General features: G+C 72.9%; 23 protein-coding genes. 12 read left to right on the top strand and 11 right to left on the bottom strand.

Annotated elements, in window-relative coordinates:
* Positions 1-7 precede the first annotated feature (7 nt).
* The 4 genes from ACZ5NH_RS01310 to ACZ5NH_RS01325 all read left to right on the top strand — a co-directional run bounded on the left by ACZ5NH_RS01310 (position 8) and on the right by ACZ5NH_RS01325 (position 2,364).
* Positions 8-493: a glycosyltransferase gene (locus ACZ5NH_RS01310; RefSeq protein ID WP_468772660.1), complete on the top strand. Its 486-nt coding sequence runs from the start codon at positions 8-10 to the stop codon at positions 491-493.
* A 94-nt stretch (positions 494-587) separates the two neighbouring features.
* Entirely contained in the window at positions 588-1,100 is a 513-nt protein-coding gene (locus ACZ5NH_RS01315; protein WP_451555688.1) for a DUF2231 domain-containing protein, read from the top strand.
* Positions 1,101-1,233: 133 nt separating this feature from the next.
* Complete coding sequence (locus ACZ5NH_RS01320; RefSeq protein WP_468772295.1) at positions 1,234-1,686, top strand: Crp/Fnr family transcriptional regulator; 453 nt, start codon at positions 1,234-1,236, stop codon at positions 1,684-1,686.
* A gap of 24 nt (positions 1,687-1,710) precedes the next feature.
* Entirely contained in the window at positions 1,711-2,364 is a 654-nt protein-coding gene (locus ACZ5NH_RS01325) for a CBS domain-containing protein (RefSeq protein WP_468772297.1), read from the top strand.
* 34 nt (positions 2,365-2,398) lie between these two features.
* Here the strand turns inward: ACZ5NH_RS01325 and ACZ5NH_RS01330 are convergent, their stop codons facing one another.
* From ACZ5NH_RS01330 to ACZ5NH_RS01340, 3 genes are all read right to left on the bottom strand, one after another.
* Positions 2,399-3,100, bottom strand: coding sequence for a CBS domain-containing protein (locus tag ACZ5NH_RS01330; protein WP_468772299.1), 702 nt, complete (start codon positions 3,098-3,100; stop codon positions 2,399-2,401).
* Positions 3,101-3,247: 147 nt separating this feature from the next.
* Positions 3,248-4,966, bottom strand: a complete 1,719-nt coding sequence (locus tag ACZ5NH_RS01335) for a sensor histidine kinase (RefSeq protein ID WP_468772301.1) — start codon at positions 4,964-4,966, stop codon at positions 3,248-3,250.
* Between the two features lie 147 nt (positions 4,967-5,113).
* Positions 5,114-6,184, bottom strand: a complete 1,071-nt coding sequence (locus tag ACZ5NH_RS01340; RefSeq protein WP_468772302.1) for a zinc-dependent alcohol dehydrogenase family protein — start codon at positions 6,182-6,184, stop codon at positions 5,114-5,116.
* A 252-nt stretch (positions 6,185-6,436) separates the two neighbouring features.
* Here ACZ5NH_RS01340 and ACZ5NH_RS01345 point away from each other — a divergent pair, with 252 nt between their 5' ends.
* Together ACZ5NH_RS01345 and ACZ5NH_RS01350 are read left to right on the top strand one after the other, a co-directional pair.
* Positions 6,437-6,826, top strand: coding sequence for an STAS domain-containing protein (locus ACZ5NH_RS01345; RefSeq protein WP_468772304.1), 390 nt, complete (start codon positions 6,437-6,439; stop codon positions 6,824-6,826).
* Between the two features lie 8 nt (positions 6,827-6,834).
* Positions 6,835-7,407 carry an Rv1733c family protein gene (locus tag ACZ5NH_RS01350; RefSeq protein ID WP_468772305.1) on the top strand — a complete coding sequence of 191 codons (573 nt, stop codon included), beginning with the start codon at positions 6,835-6,837 and terminating at the stop codon, positions 7,405-7,407.
* A 114-nt stretch (positions 7,408-7,521) separates the two neighbouring features.
* Here ACZ5NH_RS01350 and ACZ5NH_RS01355 read toward each other — a convergent pair whose 3' ends face one another.
* Both ACZ5NH_RS01355 and ACZ5NH_RS01360 read right to left on the bottom strand, forming a co-directional pair.
* Positions 7,522-8,373: a universal stress protein gene (locus tag ACZ5NH_RS01355; RefSeq protein WP_468772661.1), complete on the bottom strand. Its 852-nt coding sequence runs from the start codon at positions 8,371-8,373 to the stop codon at positions 7,522-7,524.
* Positions 8,374-8,397: 24 nt separating this feature from the next.
* Positions 8,398-9,303: a universal stress protein gene (locus tag ACZ5NH_RS01360; RefSeq protein ID WP_468772306.1), complete on the bottom strand. Its 906-nt coding sequence runs from the start codon at positions 9,301-9,303 to the stop codon at positions 8,398-8,400.
* 249 nt (positions 9,304-9,552) lie between these two features.
* Between ACZ5NH_RS01360 and ACZ5NH_RS01365 the strand changes: the two genes are divergently transcribed.
* Together ACZ5NH_RS01365 and ACZ5NH_RS01370 are read left to right on the top strand one after the other, a co-directional pair.
* Positions 9,553-10,227: a CBS domain-containing protein gene (locus ACZ5NH_RS01365; RefSeq protein WP_468772663.1), complete on the top strand. Its 675-nt coding sequence runs from the start codon at positions 9,553-9,555 to the stop codon at positions 10,225-10,227.
* Between the two features lie 79 nt (positions 10,228-10,306).
* Positions 10,307-11,008, top strand: coding sequence for a response regulator (locus tag ACZ5NH_RS01370; protein WP_451556923.1), 702 nt, complete (start codon positions 10,307-10,309; stop codon positions 11,006-11,008).
* Positions 11,009-11,105: 97 nt separating this feature from the next.
* Here the strand turns inward: ACZ5NH_RS01370 and ACZ5NH_RS01375 are convergent, their stop codons facing one another.
* Entirely contained in the window at positions 11,106-11,510 is a 405-nt protein-coding gene (locus ACZ5NH_RS01375) for an Hsp20/alpha crystallin family protein (RefSeq protein WP_388629942.1), read from the bottom strand.
* 261 nt (positions 11,511-11,771) lie between these two features.
* Here ACZ5NH_RS01375 and ACZ5NH_RS01380 point away from each other — a divergent pair, with 261 nt between their 5' ends.
* On the top strand, positions 11,772-12,653 hold the full coding sequence (locus ACZ5NH_RS01380) for a universal stress protein (protein WP_468772308.1): 882 nt from the start codon (positions 11,772-11,774) through the stop codon (positions 12,651-12,653).
* Positions 12,654-12,776: 123 nt separating this feature from the next.
* Here ACZ5NH_RS01380 and ACZ5NH_RS01385 read toward each other — a convergent pair whose 3' ends face one another.
* Positions 12,777-13,220, bottom strand: a complete 444-nt coding sequence (locus ACZ5NH_RS01385; protein WP_468772310.1) for a universal stress protein — start codon at positions 13,218-13,220, stop codon at positions 12,777-12,779.
* Between the two features lie 257 nt (positions 13,221-13,477).
* Here ACZ5NH_RS01385 and ACZ5NH_RS01390 point away from each other — a divergent pair, with 257 nt between their 5' ends.
* Positions 13,478-13,666, top strand: coding sequence for a hypothetical protein (locus ACZ5NH_RS01390; protein WP_388629951.1), 189 nt, complete (start codon positions 13,478-13,480; stop codon positions 13,664-13,666).
* Positions 13,667-13,785: 119 nt separating this feature from the next.
* Positions 13,786-14,079, top strand: a complete 294-nt coding sequence (locus tag ACZ5NH_RS01395; protein WP_388629953.1) for a hypothetical protein — start codon at positions 13,786-13,788, stop codon at positions 14,077-14,079.
* A 44-nt stretch (positions 14,080-14,123) separates the two neighbouring features.
* Here the strand turns inward: ACZ5NH_RS01395 and ACZ5NH_RS01400 are convergent, their stop codons facing one another.
* Positions 14,124-14,705 carry a rhodanese-like domain-containing protein gene (locus ACZ5NH_RS01400; RefSeq protein WP_468772311.1) on the bottom strand — a complete coding sequence of 194 codons (582 nt, stop codon included), beginning with the start codon at positions 14,703-14,705 and terminating at the stop codon, positions 14,124-14,126.
* Positions 14,706-14,786: 81 nt separating this feature from the next.
* Here ACZ5NH_RS01400 and ACZ5NH_RS01405 point away from each other — a divergent pair, with 81 nt between their 5' ends.
* On the top strand, positions 14,787-15,074 hold the full coding sequence (locus tag ACZ5NH_RS01405) for a metal-sensitive transcriptional regulator (RefSeq protein ID WP_323376122.1): 288 nt from the start codon (positions 14,787-14,789) through the stop codon (positions 15,072-15,074).
* Positions 15,075-15,092: 18 nt separating this feature from the next.
* On the opposite strand, the gene ACZ5NH_RS01410 is transcribed toward ACZ5NH_RS01405, so the two are convergent.
* Genes ACZ5NH_RS01410 through ACZ5NH_RS01420 form a run of 3 tightly spaced genes read right to left on the bottom strand, consistent with a single transcriptional unit; the run spans position 15,093 to position 17,649 of the window.
* Positions 15,093-15,842 (bottom strand): sulfite exporter TauE/SafE family protein, encoded by a 750-nt coding sequence (locus ACZ5NH_RS01410; RefSeq protein WP_468772312.1) that lies wholly within the window; start codon positions 15,840-15,842, stop codon positions 15,093-15,095.
* On the bottom strand, positions 15,839-16,228 hold the full coding sequence (locus ACZ5NH_RS01415) for a rhodanese-like domain-containing protein (RefSeq protein ID WP_468772314.1): 390 nt from the start codon (positions 16,226-16,228) through the stop codon (positions 15,839-15,841). The genes ACZ5NH_RS01410 and ACZ5NH_RS01415 overlap by 4 nt, the downstream gene beginning before the upstream one ends.
* Positions 16,229-16,284: 56 nt before the next feature.
* Entirely contained in the window at positions 16,285-17,649 is a 1,365-nt protein-coding gene (locus tag ACZ5NH_RS01420; protein WP_468772315.1) for a rhodanese-like domain-containing protein, read from the bottom strand.
* Positions 17,650-17,669: the final 20 nt, after the last annotated feature.

Genomic DNA, 17,669 nt, shown 5'->3' on the forward strand with positions numbered 1-17,669 from the left:
AGGCAGCGTGCCGCGCAGGCGCCCGCCGAGGCCGCGGTGGTCCGGCGCGCACAGCCGACCCCGGCGCATCGCGATGCTCAGCGTGCACACTTCACCGCTGCACCAGCCGGGCACCGGCGACGCCGGCGGAATGAACGTCTACATCGTCGAGCTCGCCAAGCGCCTCGCCGCCGTCGGCATCGAGGTGGAGATCTTCACGCGGGCCACCTCCGCCGCACTCCCGCCCAGCGTCGAACTGGCACCCGGAGTCCTCGTACGGCACGTGACCGCCGGACCCTACGAAGGTCTGGCCAAGGAGGACCTTCCCGCCCAGCTCTGCGCCTTCACCCACGGCGTGACGCAGGCCTGGGCCGACCACCGCCCCGGTCACCTCTCCGCCCGGATGGGCGCGGGCGCGGCCCGGCATGCCCGTCGCTTCGGCTGGGACACGGCCGCGGCGACGACGGCAGACGTGTACGCGGCGGCACTGCACGCGCACCGCCTCCACAGGTGACTCGAGCGACTCAGTGGCTCAGGTGACTGAGAGCTGGCTGAGAGGTGGCTGTGGCAGCCTGGCGCGCGCCCGTACCCCCCTCAGGAGCCCCTCGATGACTCTGATAAACGGTCTGCCCGCCCATGTCCTCTTCGTGCACGTGGTCGTCGTGCTGATACCCCTCACCGCGCTGGCCCTCGTCACGGCCGCGCTCTGGCCGCGCGCCGCCCGGCGGCTGGGCGTCCTGCTCCCGGTGCTCGCCTTCGTGGCCCTGGTCAGCGTGCCGTTGACCACGCAGGCCGGCGAGTGGCTGGAACGGCACGTGGACGACGACGCCCTGGTACGCCGGCACACCGAGCTGGGCGACGGACTGCTGCCGTGGGCCCTGGGCCTGTTCGTGCTGGCGGCGGCCGTGTGGTGGGCGGGGCGGCGTGCTTCCGCGGAGCCCGGACGGGGCAGCGGCACGCGCTGGTCCGCCCTGCCGGTACGGATCGTCGTCGGCGTGCTCTCGCTGGCCGTCGCGGTGGGAGCGGTCGTGGACGTCTACCGGATCGGCGACTCCGGAGCGAAGGCCGCCTGGCACGACGCCTACTCGAAGACGGCGGCGGGGTCGAAGTCCGGCGACTGATCCAGCGCGCACCCGCGCGGCGCAGACGTCCGGCTCGGGGCCGAAGGGCCCCAGGCCCGGCCCGAGTGGCCCGTGGCGGCCTCGGCCGGACGCGACCACGCTGGGAGCAGAGGCCACGAAGGGAGCCGGTGCGATGACCACCACCATGAGCGCGGCTCTGGAACCCGTCTACCGCGAACGGCTGATGCGCCTGCCGCACGAGGTCTCCTTCGAGGCCGGGTCCCGCCTGTTCGAGGAGGGCCGGCGCGCCGACCGGTTCTGGATCGTGCGCACCGGCACCGTCGCCCTCGACCTGCATGTACCGGGCCGCCGGCCCGCCCTCATCGAGACCCTCGGACCGGGCGAACTGGTCGGCTGGTCCTGGCACTTCCCGCCGTACCTGTGGCACCTGGGCGCAGAGGCCCTGAGCCCGGTGCGCGCCTGGGAGTTCGACGCCGGAACCGTGCGGGCGGCCTGCGCCGCGGAGCCCGAGTTCGGCCGGGCGGTCGCCGTCTGGGTGGGGCGGGTGGTCGCCCAACGGCTGCATGCCTCCCGGGTGCGGCTGCTCGACCTCTACGCCCCTTATGGCAGCGGTGATCCGACGTGACCCCGGTCCTGTGAGGAGAGCGCCATGGACAGCAGCCCGCACCGGGTGAGCGACGTGATGACGCGAGCCGTCGTCGCCGTGGGCCGCAGGGCTCCGTTCAAGGAGATCGTCGAGCGCATGGAGCAGTGGCAGGTCAGTGCCCTGCCGGTGCTGGAGGGCGACGGGCGGGTGGTCGGCGTGGTGTCCGAGGCGGATCTGCTGCTCAAGGAGGAGTTCCGGAACAGCGATCCGGACCGGTTCACACAGCTGCGCCGGCTGTCGGACCTCGCCAAGGCGGGGGCAGTGTGCGCGGACGAGGTGATGAGCACCCCGGCCGTCACCGTGCACGCCGACGCCACGCTGGCCGAGGCCGCACGCATCATGGCGCTGCGGCACGTCAAGCGGCTGCCCGTCGTGAACGCGGAGGGCGTGCTGGAAGGCGTGGTCAGCCGAGGGGACCTGCTGAAGGTGTTCCTGCGGCCGGACAACGACCTGGCCGACGAGATCCGGCGCGATGTCGTCGACCCGCTCTTCCCCGCCCCGGTCGAGCCGGTCCACGTCATGGTCACCGAAGGCGTCGTGACCCTGACCGGACGGGTGCAGGACGGCGCGCGGATTCCGCTCGCCGCACGTCTGGCGCGCGGCGTGGAGGGAGTCGTGGGCGTGGACTGCAGGCTCACCGCGGCCGGCGCCGACTGAGAGATGCAGCCGTCCGCGTGGCGCGGCCGGTCCGTCAGGGCGTGCGCACCCTGTCGGTCTCGGGGAGGTCGGGGTCGAGGTTCGGACGGCGCGGCGGTCCGGCCAGTGCGCAGTGCACGTCCACCACGCCCGCCACCGCCCGTGCGAGCCGCGCCGCGACCGGCACCAGGGCTGTTTCACGGACCCGCCCGGCCAGCGTGACGACACCGTCACGCACCTCCACCCGGACGGTGGCGGCGCGCGGGCCGAAGAGGCGTACGACGACCTCGCGCCCGACCTCCTCGGCGATCTCCTCGTCGTCCCGCAGAAACACCTTCAGCAGGTCGGAGCGGCTGACGATGCCACGCAGAGTGCCGTCGGGGCCGACGACCGGCAGCCGCTTGACCCTGGTGCGCGCCATGAGGCGCGCGGCGTGGGCGAGTGTCGCGTCGGCCGCCACGGTGACGGCCGGGGCGGTCATCAGCTCGCCCGCGGTCACGGCGTCCGCCTTACGGACCTCGGCGGGGTACCGAACCTCCCCGTACCGGCCGATGTCACCGCCCCGGTACTCCTCCTTGGCCAGCAGATCGCCCTCGGAGACGACGCCGACGACACGACCGGCGTCGTCCAGCACCGGCAGTGCGCTGACCTGCCACTCCCGCATGACCTTCACGATGTCCTTGAAGGTCGCCCCCGCACGCAGGGCGACGACCCGGTGCGTCATCACGTCGGTCACGAGGGCCGGAGTGCCGTTCATGGCGCGTCCTCCAGAGGCGTGGGTGCCGTCGCGGACACCTTCAGACTGCGGCGGCGGATCCGCTCGCGGCATGGGCCGAGTGGTCCCGATCCCAGGCCCCGTCGGCCCTGCGCGCTCCGCCGCGAGGGAACCGAGGACGGTCGCGGCCTAATCGGCGGGCAGCGGGACGTGCCAGTCGAGTGCGGTGCCGCCTTCCTCGGGGCTGGTCACGTCGAGCCGTCCGCCGAGGTTCTCCGCCCGTTCGGCCATGTTCAGCAGCCCACTGCGCCGGCCGCCGGAGGGGATGCCCACGCCGTTGTCCGAGACCCTCAGACGCACCTCGCGGCCGTCGGCCGCCAGCGCCACCTGGGCCCGGTCGGCGTGGGCGTGCCGGGCGATGTTGGTGAGGGCCTCGGTCAGCACGGCCACGATATGGTCGGCGATCTCGGGCGGCACATCGGTGTCGACCAGGCCTTCCATGCGCACACTGGGGGCGAAGCCCAGGACGGGGGCGGCCTCGCCGGCCGCGCGGACGACCCTCGCCCGCAGCCCGCTGCCGGCGGTACCCGTGCGGGCCCGCAGCCCGAAGATCGTGGACCTGATGATCTTGATGGTCTCGTCGAGGTCGTCCACGGCCCGCAGCACCCGTTCGGAGGCCTCGGGGTGTTCGATGAAACGGCCCGCGCTCTGCAGGGTCATCCCGGTGGCGAACAGCCGCTGGATGGCGAGGTCGTGCAGGTCCCGGGCGATGCGGTCGCGGTCCTCCAGCAACGCGATCTGCTGGGCGTCCTGCCTGCGGTCGGCCAGCTCCATCGCGATCGCGGCTTGGGCGGCGAACCCCTGCAGCAACTCGGTCTCCTTCTGCAGGAAGACAGGCCGGCCGGCTTCGCGGGCCACCAGGACCACGCCACGTACCCCGCGCTCACCCGTGCCGATCGGGACGGCCACGGCGGGACCGAGCCCCTCGAAGCGCGGCGGTTCGGGGGTGATCCGGGCGTCGTGGATGACGTCGCTGCTGGTGACCGGGGCGGTCGCGGTGTACGCCAGCCCCATGAGGCTCGCGTCCATGGGCAGCACCAGTCCCCGGTGCGCCTCCGCGTCCACTCCGACGGCGATCTCCACGGTGAGCGACTTCGTGCCCTCCATGGGCATGGCGACCGCCGCCAGGGCCGAGCCCGAGATCTCCCGGGCACGCTCGGCGATCAGCCCCAGCGACTCGGCCCGGTCGGTGCCGGACATCAGGCTGTGGCCGATCTCCGCGTTCGCCCGCTGCCATCGCTCGCGCAGCCGGGCGTCCTCGTACAGGCGCGCGTTGTCGATGGCCACCCCGGCGGCCACGGCCAGCGTGGACAGCACCGACTCGTCCTCCTCGTCGAACTCCACGCCGCCGCGCTTCTCGGTCAGGTACAGGTTTCCGAAGACCTGGTCGCGGACCCGGATCGGGACACCGAGGAAGCTCTTCATCGGTGGATGGCCCGGCGGAAAGCCGTACGAGGCGTGGTGCCGGGAGATCTCCGGGATCCGCAGCGAATGCGGGTGCCGGATCAGCTCGCCCAGGATGCCGTGGCCCTCCGGAAAGGGGCCGATCGCGGCGATCTGTTCCTCGGTGACGCCCACCGTGTGGAAGGCGGACAACGTGGTGCCGTCGGGTCCGATGACGCCGAGGGCGGCATACTCGGCGTCCACGAGCGCCGCGGACGCCTCCACGATGGAGTACAGGACCTGCTCCACGTCCAGTTCCCGGCCGACGGAGAGGACGGCCTCCAGCAGACTGTGCACCCGGTTCTGCGTGCCACGCGCCGCGTTGATCCGGGCCTGCAGCTCCTCGAGCAGCTCGTCGAGCTTCAGCTGCGGCAGTCTGACGCGGGGTTCCTCCGAACCGTCCACCAGGTCCTCCAGTTCCCGTCGGCACCTGGCGATGAACCGATGGGTTTCTCCACACGGTATCCCCTCTCGGCCGGGGTGGAGGCGCGATCCGGCAACCGATCGCCGCGCGTGGACGGGCCGGCACGCGACCGTCACGTCCCTTCTCCGTCATGCCGCCGGAACGGCCACTTCCGCGTGCTGCTCCCCGCCGAGCACGATCTTGAGCGCACCGGTCTCGGCAGCCTGGGCGAAGACGTCGTAGGCCTCCTCCATGTGGTCCAGCGGGAAGGTGTGGGTCACCAGTTGCCCGGTCGGCAGCCGGCCCGCGGCGGCCATGCGCAGCAGAGTGGGTGTGGAGTAGGTGTCCACCAGGCCGGTCGTGATGGTCACGTTCTTGATCCAGAGGTCTTCGAGGTGCAGCGTCGCGGGCCTGCCGTGCACCCCGATGTTGGCCACGTGCCCGCCGGGACGGACCATGCGGGTGCACAGCTCGAAGCTCTCCGGGACGCCCACCGCCTCCATGACCACGTCCGCGCCGAGCCCGTCGGTCAGATCGGCGACCAGTGGGCCGGGTTCCTCGCGGGCGTCGGCGACGGCGTCGGCACCGAGCCGCCGGGCGGCCTCCAGCCGGGCCGGAGCCATGTCGACCGAGATGATCCGTTCCGGGGAGAACAGGCGCGCCGTGGCGACGGCCGCGAGTCCGATGGGCCCGGCACCGACGATGGCGACGGTGTCGCCCGGGCGCACGTGCCCGTTGAGGACACCGACCTCGTAGGAGGTCGGGAAGATGTCCGCGAGCAGGACGGCGTCCTCGCTGGGCACGGTGGCGGGCAGCGCATGCACGGACAGGTCGGCGCAGGGCACGCGGACGTACTCGGCCTGGGTGCCGTCGACCAGATGGCCGAGGATCCATCCTCCGCCGCCCCGGCACTGGCCGTAGGAGCCGTCCCGGCAGAACCGGCACCGGCCGCACGAGGTGATGCAGGACACCAGCACCCGGTCCCCCGGCCGTACCGTGCGCACGTCGCTGCCGACCTCGACGATCTCGCCGACCGCCTCGTGCCCGAGCACCGTGCCGGAGCGGACCTCGGGGAGGTCGCCCTTGAGGATGTGCAGGTCCGTCCCGCAGATGGTCACGGCGCCGACCTGCACGATGGCGTCGGTGGGTTCCTTGATGGCGGGGTCCGGGACGTCCTGCCAGGTCGCCTGCCCCGGACCGTGGAACACGAAGCCCTTCATGACAGCTCCTCGTCGCCTCTTCGTCCGTCCGCCGCGGGATCGTGGTTCCGGCACGACGGCGGAACGGCCGCCCGCACCTTCAGCTTCGCGAGTGGGGGAGCGGTGCCGCTTGGGCCGTCCGGCCCTCGCCGCGCGGCCGGACGGTGCCCACCGGTCCGCTGCCGCCACGAGGCCCGGCAGTGTCCCGTACGGACCGCAGTCAGGGCCGGATGGCCCTACCGCCCCGTGCGGCCCGCCCGGTTCGCTCGTGTCATGTCCGAGAACGACACGGCTCACGTCGCTGGGCAGCACACCGCACATGAAGTGCACGTGGCCCATCGCGTGGCCGGCGGAGCAACCGTCGTGTCCCTGCACGGCGTGATCGATGCGCTGACCGCCCCCGCGCTCTCGCTGCGGCTCGACGCGCTCACCACCGGCCCCGAGCTCGACCTGGTGCTCGACCTGCGACCGGTCACGTTCATCGACTGCGCCGGACTCGGGGTTCTGTGCCGCGCACGCAACCGGATGCTGGCCCGGCAGGGCCGACTGCGGCTGATCACCGAGAGCGCGAGCCTCCGCCGGATCCTGCGGGTCACCGGGCTGGGGGACGTCTTCGAGGTGCACGCACGACCCCCTCAGCCGCTGCCGGGGCCCCAGGGCTGAGCGGCGAGATGAACGCGAAGTCCGGGCTGTGGCGTTGGCGGAGCAGTCCGCTGCGGCGACGCGAGGACGTCGTGGAGGCCTGGCTCGTCCTGGCCGTCTGGATCGTGGTCGTGGTCGGCGGGGCTGTCGCCGGGGTGGTGACGGCGCGTGCTGCCGGGGATGTGTTCGCGGCACAGCGCGCCCACCGGCATCCCGTTCGCGCCGTGCTGCTCGCCGACGCACCGTACGGCGCCACGGCCGCCTGGCCGGCAGGCGGCCTGGTCCGGGCGCCGGTGCGCTGGACCGCCCCGGACGGCACTCCCCGTACCGGTGACACGCTGGTCGACAGCGGTCTGAAGGCCGGTGCCGGAGTGGTGGTCTGGGAGGACGACCAGGGCGGCCTCGCCCCCTCCAGGCCGGCGAACCCCACCGAGGGCGCGATCGAGGCCGCTCTCTTCGGCACGGCGGCCGCCCTGGCCGTCGCCGCCCCGGTGTACGGGGCCGGAGCGCTCGGACGGGCGTGGCTCGACCGGCGGCGCATGGCCCGCTGGGACCGGGAGTGGAATCTGGTGGAGCCCCGCTGGGGGCACAGGACGGGGTGAGCCGGACCGACGGCCGGAAGCGAGGACGTCGGACGGCTGCTGAGGGCCCGCCTGCGCCATCGCGGCGGTGACCGGCCGAAAGCGGGACCGGCGGCGGTGTACGGCCCAGGAATCTCAGGCGGGTTCCGGGACGACGGCCACCGGGCAGGCCGCGTGGTGGAGGACCCCGTGGGCGACGCGGCCGAGCTGGAGGCCGAAGTGGCCGTGTCTGCGCCGGGCGCCGACGACGAGCAGGTCGGCCTCACGGGAGACGGCGATCAGGGCGTCGCGGGCATGGCCCTCGACGGTGCGGCGGTCCACCTGCAGCTCGGCGGGGGCGTGGCGAAGGGCCTCCTTCAGCGACTCGACGGCCTGCTGCTCCGTGAGGTGCGCCGGGCCGGTGTTCGCGTGCGCGGGGCGCCGCCAGGCCCGCACGGCTTCCAGGGAAGCCCCGCGCATGGACGCCTCCTCGACGGCGAACCGGACGGCGGCCGAGCCGGTCGCCCTCTCGCCCACCCCGAGCGCGATCCGTCCCCGGATGCCGGCGCGAGCCCGATCGTCGGGGCTGCAGCGCAGGACGATCACCGGGCACCGCGCGTGCGCGGCGACCGCGAGGCTGACGGAACCCAGCAGCGCCTCGGCCATGCCGCTGCGGCCACGACACCCCACCACCATGGCGAGGGCGGTGTCGCTCTCCCGTACGAGTCCGTGCTCCGGCTCCTCGGGCAGCACATCGGTGGCGATCTTCAACTGCGGCCCGCGGCGTCGGGCGCGCTCCTCCGCGGCACCGACGACATCCCGGGCCATCACCTCCTCCAGCGGCTTGTCGAGTTCCTGCGCGAGCAGGGCGCCTTCGTAGCGGTCCCACAGGGAGGCGTACACCAGCCGGAGCGGGGCCCCGCGCAGGGCGGCCTCGTCGGCCGCCCAGTCGACGGCCCGCAGGCTCGGCTCGGAACCGTCGACGCCCACGACGATCGGAAGGTCCAACGTGCTCACCGCTCTCTCGGAGGATCAGTCGTGCGGAACCACGGCGACCGGCGCCACGACGTGATGCAGCACGGCATGCGCGACATGGCCGATATGGGCGCCCAGCGGGCTGGTGCGGACGCGCCGGCCCACGACGACCAGGCAGGCCTCGCGGGACGCGTCGACGAGAACCTGCGCCGCGCCGCCGCACCGGCTCGCCTCGATCACTTCCACGTCCGGGAACTTCTGCCGCCAGGACCGCAGCACCTCGGTCAGGGCCTTGGCCTGCCCCCGGGCGAGCTCGTCGTAGAGCTCGGCGTCACCGTAGAAGCGGTAGAAGGAGGTGGGCGGCTCGCTCCAGCCGTGCACGACCCGGAGGGACGCGCCTCGGCGGGCGGCGGCGTCGAAGGCGAACCCGAGCAGCCTCTCGTCGGGGGTGGCGATGTCGAGGCCGAGGACGACGGGCCGGAAGGGGGTCGCGGCGGACGGTACGCCCACGGGGTCCGGCTTGTGTTCGTCGGCGGCCTGCTCTCCGGCCCGGACCAGCACCACAGGACGTTCGGCGTGGGCGAGAACGGCCAGGCTGACCGAGCCGACCATGAAACCGGCGAGCCCGCCGAGGCCACGCGAGCCCAGCACCATCAGCTCGGCGGCATCCGCCGCCTCGGTGAGGGCATGGGCCGGATTCGCGGTGAACCGGTCGGTGATCACCTCGACACCCGGATGGCGCAGCCGCAGCCCCTCGGCGGCCTCACGGGAAACCTCCTCGGTCCACTGCTGCTGGGTCTCGCCGCCGAGCAGCGGGGCCGGGGCCACGGGTTCGGGCGCCGGCTCCCAGACATGGACGATCTTCAGCGGCAGACCGCGCAGCGCTGCTTCGCGCGCCGCCCATTCGGCAGCGGCCCTGCTCTCGGGCGACCCGTCGAGACCTACCGTGACCGTTCCCGGCATCGCGTAACACCTCCTGGGACGAGGATCCGGTTTCCAGCGTGACGCCGCCACGCCGGCGGGGTGAGAGGCCGCACGTCCCCGCAGGGGGCCGACCGGCCCCGAGGACCGGCACACCTCCCTGTGTACTTCCTGCCTGAGTACTTCCGCGGAGCCGAACGGCCCGCCTGGGGGACGGGTGGCCCCTGGCCGGGTCCCGGGCACCGGCACATGCTGAGAACGGACCGGCCGGCACGGCTCACGGAGGTCACCATGTACGGCACCCCGCACATCGTCAGCGATGTCATGACCCTCACGGTCGCCGCCGTGGGGCGGCACGCCCCCTTCAAGGAGATCGTCCGGCTGATGCAGGACTGGCAGGTCAGCGCCCTGCCCGTGATCGAGGGCGAGGGCCGGGTGGTCGGCGTGGTCTCCGAGGCCGACCTGCTGCCCACCGAGGAACTGCGGGACAACCCGGAGACCGGCTACCTCCGGCTTCGCCGGCCGGTCGACATGGCGAAGGCGGGCGCCCTCACCGCAGCGGACCTCATGTCGTCGCCCGCCGTCACGGTCCGGGCGAACGCCACCCTCGCCGAAGCCGCGCGCACCATGGCGCGCGAGGGGGTCAAGAGGCTGCCGGTGGTGGACGAGGCCGGACTGCTGGCGGGCATCGTCAGCCGCGCCGACCTGCTCAAGGTCTTCCTGCGCGACGACGACGCCATCGCCGAGGAGGTCCGGCGCGAGACCGTCGCGTACCTCCTCCCGCCGCCCTCCTCGGCGATCCAGGTGGACGTGCACGACGGAGTCGTCACGCTGACGGGCCGGATCCGCGACACCGCCCTGGTCCCGGTGGCCGCACGCCTGGTGCGGGCCGTGGAAGGCGTGGTGGACGTGCAGTTCGACCTCGCGCGCGACGACCAGGGAGGGACCAGGGCCGATCGGCCCTAGCCCGTACGGCACCGCCGGACGGACGATCGGCCACGTGGGCAGCGCGCGGCCCGTCCTACCCGGGGAACAAGAGGTCGCCATGACCGAGACACGCACCTTCACGGAGCAGAACCCGATCCGGGTGTTCCTGCTGGACGACCATGAGGTCGTACGACGCGGCCTGGCCGACCTGCTCGACGCCGAACCGGACATCTCCGTGGTCGGTGACGCGGACACCGCCGCGCACGCGCTCGCTCGCGGGCCCGCGCTCCACCCGCATGTCGCCGTGCTCGACGTGCGGCTCCCGGACGGCGACGGCATCTCCGTCTGCCGGGAGCTGCGCAGCCGGATGCCGGAGCTGGCCTGTCTGATGCTGACTTCATTCGACGACGAGGACGCCCTGCTGGACGCCATCATGGCCGGAGCCTCCGGCTATGTGCTGAAACAGATCAAGGGCTCGGACCTGGTCTCCGCCGTGCGTACCGTCGCCTCGGGACAGTCGATGCTCGACCCGGCGACCACGGCCCGCCTGATGCGCTCCCTGCGCACCGACCCGGCGCAGACCCCGGCGCTGCCGTCCGAGCTGGCGAGCCTGTCCCCCCGCGAACGGGACATCCTCGCCCTGATCGGCGAAGGTCTCACCAACCGGGAGATCGGCAAGCGGCTGTACCTGTCGGAGAAGACCGTCAAGAACCACATCTCGCGGATGCTGGCGAAGCTGGGAGTCCAGCGCCGGGTCCAGGCGGCTGTCCTCGCCTCCCACCTGGAGCCCCAGGGCAACGGGGAACGCCCGCACCACTGAGAGGCGCACCGCTGAGACGCGCGGGCCGGCCCGGCTGCCCGCGGAGCGCGACGCACCGGCGTGCCCGCATCGAGCCCGCCGGTGAGTGAACGGTGCGTCAGCTGCCGTGCCGGATCTCGACGTGCTTGGCCTCCGCCTTCTCGGCGCCCAGGCCCACGCTGACGGTCAGCATGCCGTCGGTGTAGTCGGCCGTCACGTCGTCCTCGTCGGCGCCGGTCGGCAGCGTCACGCTGCGGCTCAGCGCGCCGTACCGGATCTCGCTGTGGTTCTTGTCCACGTCCCGCTCGGTCCGCTCGGCCTTCACCGTGAGCACCCCGTCGCCGATGACGACGTCGATGTCCTCGGGGGACATGCCCGGAAGCTCGGCACGCACGACGTACCGGTCGTTCTCCGTGTAGTCCTCGATCCGGACGGAGGACATCGCGAACTTGCTCGGAATGGTCTCGAACCATTCCGGCATGTCCGGGAAGGGGATCCGCTGCCTGCGGGTGAGTGCGCCCATGGCCGTACCTCCTCGGTCTTCGCCTGCTTTCAGTGCACCGCGCCCGAGGTTCCCGTGCTGAGGCCGAACAGCCCATGGCATGGGTCCTCAAGGCCCCTTTTGCCGACTCTGCGATCGGGCGGGCCGACCTGCCCGAAGCAGGGACCAACGGCCCCTGGCACCTGGTACGGCGCGCGCCTTGCATGGGATCGGACGGCGGAGGCGAGAACCGCAGCAGGTCCGCGCCACCGCGGCGAAGCGACTTCCCGCCTGGAGGCGATCATGTCCGGGTCGAGCGAGCGCCGGCCGATCGTGGTCGGTGTGGAGACGGACCCCGCCCGACAGTCCGCGCTGGCCTGGGCGGCCGACGAGGCGGCCCGCCGGCGAGTGCCGCTGCGGCCGGTCCGCGCCGAGGGTGTGCCGACCAGGGGGCAACGGAGGCCGGAGGTCCCGCCGTCCTGGGCGGGGTGGAACGAAGAGCTCCACCGGAGCGGAAAACAGGTCCTCGCCGAGGCCGTGGACTTCGTCGCGGACCGGCATCCCGAGGTCGAGGTGGACGCCGTACTCGCCGAAGGCGACCCCGTGTGGGTGCTGGGCGAGGAGAGCCGCACCGCCACGGCCGTCGTACTGGGCTCGCAGCACCTCAGCCGGGCGCAGGAGGTGTTCGGCTCCGCTGCGGTCGCCCTGCCCCTGATGGCACGGGCGCACTGCCCCGTGGTGGTCGTCCCGGAAGCGGAGCACGCCACCGGGGAGCCCGGGTTCTACGTCGTCGGCGTCGACGGCAGCGAGCACTCGACCGCCGCCTTGGACCTGGCGTTCGAGGAGGCTTCGCTGCGCGGTGCCCAGGTGCGGGCACTGTACGTCTGGGAGCCCGGACCGCTGCGGTTCTTCGACGAGTACGGAGTCCAGCAGCAGTCCCGGCGGCTGCTCTCGGAGACCGTGGCCGGCCGCCAAGCCCGCTATCCCGACGTGGACCTGCGGCACGAGCTGGCCGTCGGGCATCCGGTACAGGCCCTCACCGACGCCTCCGCCGACGCTCTGGGCCTGGTCGTGGGCACACGAGGGCACGGTGGCTTCACGGGGATGCTGCTGGGCTCGGTCAGCCAGGGAGTGCTGCACTACGCCCGCTGCCCGGTCCTCGTCGTTCCACCGACGCGGACTTGAGCATCCGAAGGTGTCCGCGCACCCGAGCAGAGTTCCAGGGCCGTCATGGGAAGCCCGGTACCTGTGTCCTGCACCGCTACGCCGACCTGGCGCGCGCCCTGCCATGAGCCGATCCGGAGACGGTCACTGGTCCTGAGCGCGCACGATCACGACCGGGCAGCTCGCGTGCTGCGACACATGCTGGCTGACCGAGCCGAGCAGGGCGGCGGCGAACCCGCCCCGGCCGCGACTGCCGACGACCAGGAGTTCGGCTCCCTCGGCGGCCCGCAGCAGCACGTCGGCGGCGTTGCCGTGCACCACATGACTGCGGACCGAGCCGGCCGCGTCCGCGCCGAGCACGTCGGTCAGTTCCTTCCGCATCTGCTGCCGTGTCTCCTCCTCGTCGACATCCGTGTCCACGGCGGGCGCCGACCAGCCGTGGAGCCCCGGCAGCTCCCACACCGCGACCGCGTCCACGGTGGCGCCGACGAGGCCCGCGTACCGGACGGCCCAGCGCAGGGCCTCGTACGAGGACGGCGATCCGTCGACACCGACGACCACCCGGGGCTCGGAGGTATCCCTTTCCATGCGTCCCACCTCTCCTACGGCTTTCCCGCCCCGTCGATCGGCCACCTTCGTCTCCACGCTGCACGTGGTCCCGCGTTCTCGCCAGGGCAACGTGTCCCCGGAGCATCGATCACGAGGGTTGTCGACAGTCACGGGACTTGACCACGGCGTGCCGTCCGAGGGCGGTTCTCCGAGAAAAGGACGATGATGTTCGGGGAGTGGGTGCTCATGCAGACGAACGCGGACGATCTACCGCATCCGATGTCGCGGGAGGAGCCATGAGCAAGGGGGCGCGGGCCCGGCCGCGGGCCAAGGCGCAGAGCTGTGGCTCCCGGCTGCCGACGCGCAGGGCGGAGCGGACCGCCGTCGTACGCAGGGCCTCGTCGACGAAGGGCGACTGGCTGCTGCTGCCCGGCGGCTCGTGGCGGCACGTCGAGACGATCAGGGTGCGCAGTCTGTTCGGCTGACAGAGCCGCGCTGAGGGGCAAGAGGGAACAACTCGCCCTCGGGAAGCGCTGTCGGTGATACCCCGGCGGGTATAGAGGCCGCCGGGGGAGGAACCGAACGGCGGAGGGACGTGAGGCCGATGGCGACGGCAGCGGACGACCGGCTCTGCTCGAACGACGAGAGCGGAGCCGAAGAGACGCTTCTGGTGACCAGGTGCGGACGCAGGATCGAAGTGCACCGCCTGCTGCTCGGACACCCGGACCGGCCCGTCAGCCGGATCGCCCTGGACGTGGGGGAGGACCGGGGTGGTGAACCGGGAGTCTGGGCGGCACTCACCCCGGACGAGGCACGCGGTCTGGCCCGCCTGCTTCTTCAGCGGGTCGGCGCGGCCGAGCAGCCCGCCGACGCCCGGCCGCGCAACGGTACTGCCTGACGAGACAGTCGGCCGGGCCGCAACTCCCCGGAGGGCGGCGGCGCTCAGCCGCGGCGCAGTGCCGCGAGCGTCGCCGCGAGGTCCGCCGGGCGGGGGCGATTGTGCGGCAGCTTGCCCAGTACGACGGCCATGCCGCAGGTGTCGGTGAGCGCGGAGAAGACGAGGCCGCCCGCTATACCGGCCGAGAGGAGCTGGAAGGCCGGATGCACCAGCAGGCCGAGGAGCAGGCCCAGAAGTACGACCGTGCCCGCGGTGAAGCGCACTTGACGCTCCATGCTCCAGCCGGCCCGCGTCTCGCAGACGGCCGGCCGATGCAGGTCGTGTCCATCGGCGGCCCAGGCGCTGGTGCCGCCGGTGAGGGTGGCCGTCGGAATGCCCTCCTCGGCCAGCAGCCCGCACGCCCTCTGCGAGCGGGCGCCGGAGGCACACACCACGAGGACGTCGCCGCGACCGGCGGCGTGCCGTATCTCGGGCAGGGCGCCCCGGATCCGGTCCAGGGGGATGTTGAGGGCGCCGGGGAGGTGGCCGGAGGCGTACTCGCCGGGGGTGCGCACGTCGATGACGGTGAGTTCGTCCAGCCGGGCGCGGGCCTGGTCGGTGTCGAGGGTGTGGGGAGTGGTGGTCATGGCAGATGTGATCCTTCATGGTCGCCGTCGCCCCGAACCGGGACGTACAGTACCCCTAGGGGTATTTTTCGAGGAGTGAGCGTGGAACTGGAGCTTGAGGGCGCGTCCCTGAGAGCCGTGCTGAACCGGCTGCGGCGTGCGCAGGGCCAGATCTCCGGCGTGATCCGGATGATCGAGGAGGGGCGGGACTGCGAGGACGTCATCACGCAGTTGGCCGCCGCCTCGCGGGCACTCGACCGGGCCGGTTTCGCGATCATCGCCACCGGACTGCAGCAGTGCGTGGCCGACATCGAATCGGGCCGCAAGAACGGTGAGGACACCGAGGCGATGCGCGCGCGGCTGGAGAAGCTGTTCCTGTCGCTGGCGTAGGGAAACGCGGTTGCGCGGTCATCCCACCGCCGCATCGACCAGCATGAGGCCCGCCACCGCCAGCAGGACGAGAGCGAAGACCCGCTGCAGGGTGTGCCCGGACAGCTTCGCCGACAGGCGTTTGCCGTCCCAGGCGCCCAGGATCGCCGCTCCGGCGAACGGTCCGATGACCGACCAGTCCAGGCCGTCGGCCGTACCGGCGCGCATCGCCAGCGCCGCCAGTGAGTTGACGGTGATGACGAGCAGACTGGTGCCCACGGCCGCCCGCATCCGCATGCCGAGGACGTTGACCAGGGCGGGGACCGCGAGGAAGCCGCCGCCCACACCGAGCACGCCGGTGACGGCGCCCAGTGCGGCGCCGGCGGCCGCCGCCCGCCCCGGCCGTACGTGGACGGTGCCGTCCGGGTCGGAGCGGGGCCTGAGCATGCCTATCGCGGCCACGGCCGCGACCACGGCGAAGGCCACGGTCAGCGCGGCCGCCGGCAGGCGTCCGGCGAGCGCGCCGCCCAGCATGGCGGGGCCGATCCCGGCCGCCGCGAACAGCAGCCCCGTACGCCAGCGGACCCGCCCGTCGCGGGCGTGCGCGGACAGGGCGGTGGCGGAGGTGACGGTGACGATGACCAGACTGGCCGTGGTGGCCGCGACCGGGGTGAATCCGAGCAGGTAGATCAGGGCGGGCACGGCCAGCACACTGCCGCCGCCGCCCAGGGCGCCGAGCGCCAGGCCGATGACGGCTCCGGCGGTCAGCGCGAGTATCACAGCGCTCACGCGACGGTCCCGTTCCCGCCCCGCGCGTCCACGACCGGCAGTCCCGCCCCGGCCCATTCCTGCATGCCGCCGATGACGTCGACGGCCTCGACGCCCCTGGCCCGCAGCAGTTCGACGGCCCGCCGGGAGCGCCGGCCCGAACGGCAGATCACGACGACCGGCCGCGCTTGCGCCGCGGCGGGCAGCCGGGCACCGGCGGCCAGCGCCGTGAGGGGCAGGTGTACCGCGCCGGGGGCGTGGCCGGCCTGCCACTCGTCGGCTTCCCGTACGTCGAGCAGCACGGAGGCCCCGCTGTTTCCGGCCGCCCGCGCGGAGTCCGTGCGTGCGGCGGCCTTCCGCGCGGTCACCCGCGCCGGGCCGCCCCGGCCACGTCCGAAGAGGCTCATCGTGGTTCCTCGCTCCTGTTCGTCTTCTCGGCTGCGATGCTCTGCGGCGGACGCCGTCAGGGGGTGTGGACGGTGAGCCCGGCCTTCTCGGCCGAGTCGAAGCGGTCGTCGACCGCGACGACGTCACGGCCCACGGCGTCCAGCAGGGAGGCGGCGATGGCGGCGCGCATGCCGCCCGCGCAGTGCACCCACACCTGCCCGCCGGGGACCTCGTCGAGGCGGCGGTGCAGGGCGTGGACGGGGATGTGGACCGATCCCGCCACATGGCCCGACGCCCGTTCCGAGTCCCGGCGGACGTCCAGTACGACGATCCCGTCCCCGGAGTGCCGCGCGAGGTCGGCGAACGTGGCCCGCGGGAAGGAGGCGAGAGCTTCGCCCTCCCGTGCCCAGCGCGCCGGGTCTCCGGTGGCCGCGGCAGCCGGGCGGTCGATGCCGACGCGGGCCAACTCCCTCTGTGCGGAGGCGAGTTGGTCGGCGGACTCGGCGAGCAGGGTCACCGGCTTGCCCCAGGGGACCAGCCAGGCCAGGTAGGTGGCGAGCTGTCCCTCGGCCTCGAAGTTGAACGAGCCGGCGACATGCCCTTCGGCGAAGGCGACCCGGTTGCGCAGATCGATCACCCACTCCCCGGCGGCGAGCCGGCCGGCGATCTCGTCGGCGTCCGCGAGGGAGGGCGTGGTGAGGTCGAGGGGCGCCGGCCCCACGGCGTTCGCCGGACCCATGTGGGCGTAGTACGCGGGAACGTCGTCCAGACCGGCGAGCAGGTCGGCGACGAAGCTGTCCACATCCCGGGTCAGGGCCGTGTTGGACGCCTTCTCCTTGCCGATCGTGGTGGACGTCCCCTCCGCCCGGCCGGCCGAGCAGAAGCTGCCGAAGCCGTGCGTGGGCAGCACGGCGGCGCTGTCCGGCAGTTCGGTGGCCAGACGGTGCGCGGAGGCGTGCTGGGCCCGGGCGAGGTCTTCCGTCAGCCGCGGTTCGACCAGGTCGGGCCTGCCGACGCTGCCGATCAGCAGTGAGCCGCCGGTGAACACGGCGACGGCCGTGCCGTTCTCCTCCAGCGCGTACGACGTGTGGTGCGGGGTGTGGCCGGGCGTCGCCATCGCGCGCAGCACCAGTGCGGCGCCGGAGTCGATCTCGTGGTGGTCGCCGTCGTGCACCGGTACGCGCTCGTACGAGACCCGGGCGGCGGCGGGGACGAGGTAGGCGGCGCCCGTGACCCGGGCCAGCTGCAGCCCGCCGGTGACGTAGTCGTTGTGCAGGTGCGTCTCGACGACGTGGGATATCCGCACCCCGCGCCGTGCGGCGGCGCCGATCACCCGGTCGATGTCACGGGGCGGATCGACCACCACGGCCGTCCGCTCGCCACCCGCCAGATAGCTGCGGTTGCCGAGCCCGGCCACCTCGATCGTGTCGACGAAGAACACAGGGACTCCCTTCCGGTGAA

The sequence above is a fragment of the Streptomyces sp. NPDC031426 genome, assembly GCF_055581585.1.

Excerpts from the sequence above, each read along its gene's own strand:
- ACZ5NH_RS01395 (WP_388629953.1), top strand. The coding sequence starts at position 13,786 with ATGGCGACGGCAGCGGACGACCGGCTCTGCTCGAACGACGAGAGCGGA.
- ACZ5NH_RS01380 (WP_468772308.1), top strand. The coding sequence starts at position 11,772 with ATGTCCGGGTCGAGCGAGCGCCGGCCGATCGTGGTCGGTGTGGAGACG.
- ACZ5NH_RS01400 (WP_468772311.1), bottom strand. The coding sequence starts at position 14,705 with ATGACCACCACTCCCCACACCCTCGACACCGACCAGGCCCGCGCCCGG.
- ACZ5NH_RS01360 (WP_468772306.1), bottom strand. The coding sequence starts at position 9,303 with ATGCCGGGAACGGTCACGGTAGGTCTCGACGGGTCGCCCGAGAGCAGG.
- ACZ5NH_RS01345 (WP_468772304.1), top strand. The coding sequence starts at position 6,437 with ATGTCCGAGAACGACACGGCTCACGTCGCTGGGCAGCACACCGCACAT.
- ACZ5NH_RS01375 (WP_388629942.1), bottom strand. The coding sequence starts at position 11,510 with ATGGGCGCACTCACCCGCAGGCAGCGGATCCCCTTCCCGGACATGCCG.
- ACZ5NH_RS01325 (WP_468772297.1), top strand. The coding sequence starts at position 1,711 with ATGGACAGCAGCCCGCACCGGGTGAGCGACGTGATGACGCGAGCCGTC.
- ACZ5NH_RS01415 (WP_468772314.1), bottom strand. The coding sequence starts at position 16,228 with ATGAGCCTCTTCGGACGTGGCCGGGGCGGCCCGGCGCGGGTGACCGCG.
- ACZ5NH_RS01315 (WP_451555688.1), top strand. The coding sequence starts at position 588 with ATGACTCTGATAAACGGTCTGCCCGCCCATGTCCTCTTCGTGCACGTG.
- ACZ5NH_RS01365 (WP_468772663.1), top strand. The coding sequence starts at position 9,553 with ATGTACGGCACCCCGCACATCGTCAGCGATGTCATGACCCTCACGGTC.
- ACZ5NH_RS01385 (WP_468772310.1), bottom strand. The coding sequence starts at position 13,220 with ATGGAAAGGGATACCTCCGAGCCCCGGGTGGTCGTCGGTGTCGACGGA.
- ACZ5NH_RS01350 (WP_468772305.1), top strand. The coding sequence starts at position 6,835 with ATGAACGCGAAGTCCGGGCTGTGGCGTTGGCGGAGCAGTCCGCTGCGG.
- ACZ5NH_RS01340 (WP_468772302.1), bottom strand. The coding sequence starts at position 6,184 with ATGAAGGGCTTCGTGTTCCACGGTCCGGGGCAGGCGACCTGGCAGGAC.
- ACZ5NH_RS01390 (WP_388629951.1), top strand. The coding sequence starts at position 13,478 with ATGAGCAAGGGGGCGCGGGCCCGGCCGCGGGCCAAGGCGCAGAGCTGT.
- ACZ5NH_RS01330 (WP_468772299.1), bottom strand. The coding sequence starts at position 3,100 with ATGAACGGCACTCCGGCCCTCGTGACCGACGTGATGACGCACCGGGTC.
- ACZ5NH_RS01320 (WP_468772295.1), top strand. The coding sequence starts at position 1,234 with ATGACCACCACCATGAGCGCGGCTCTGGAACCCGTCTACCGCGAACGG.
- ACZ5NH_RS01370 (WP_451556923.1), top strand. The coding sequence starts at position 10,307 with ATGACCGAGACACGCACCTTCACGGAGCAGAACCCGATCCGGGTGTTC.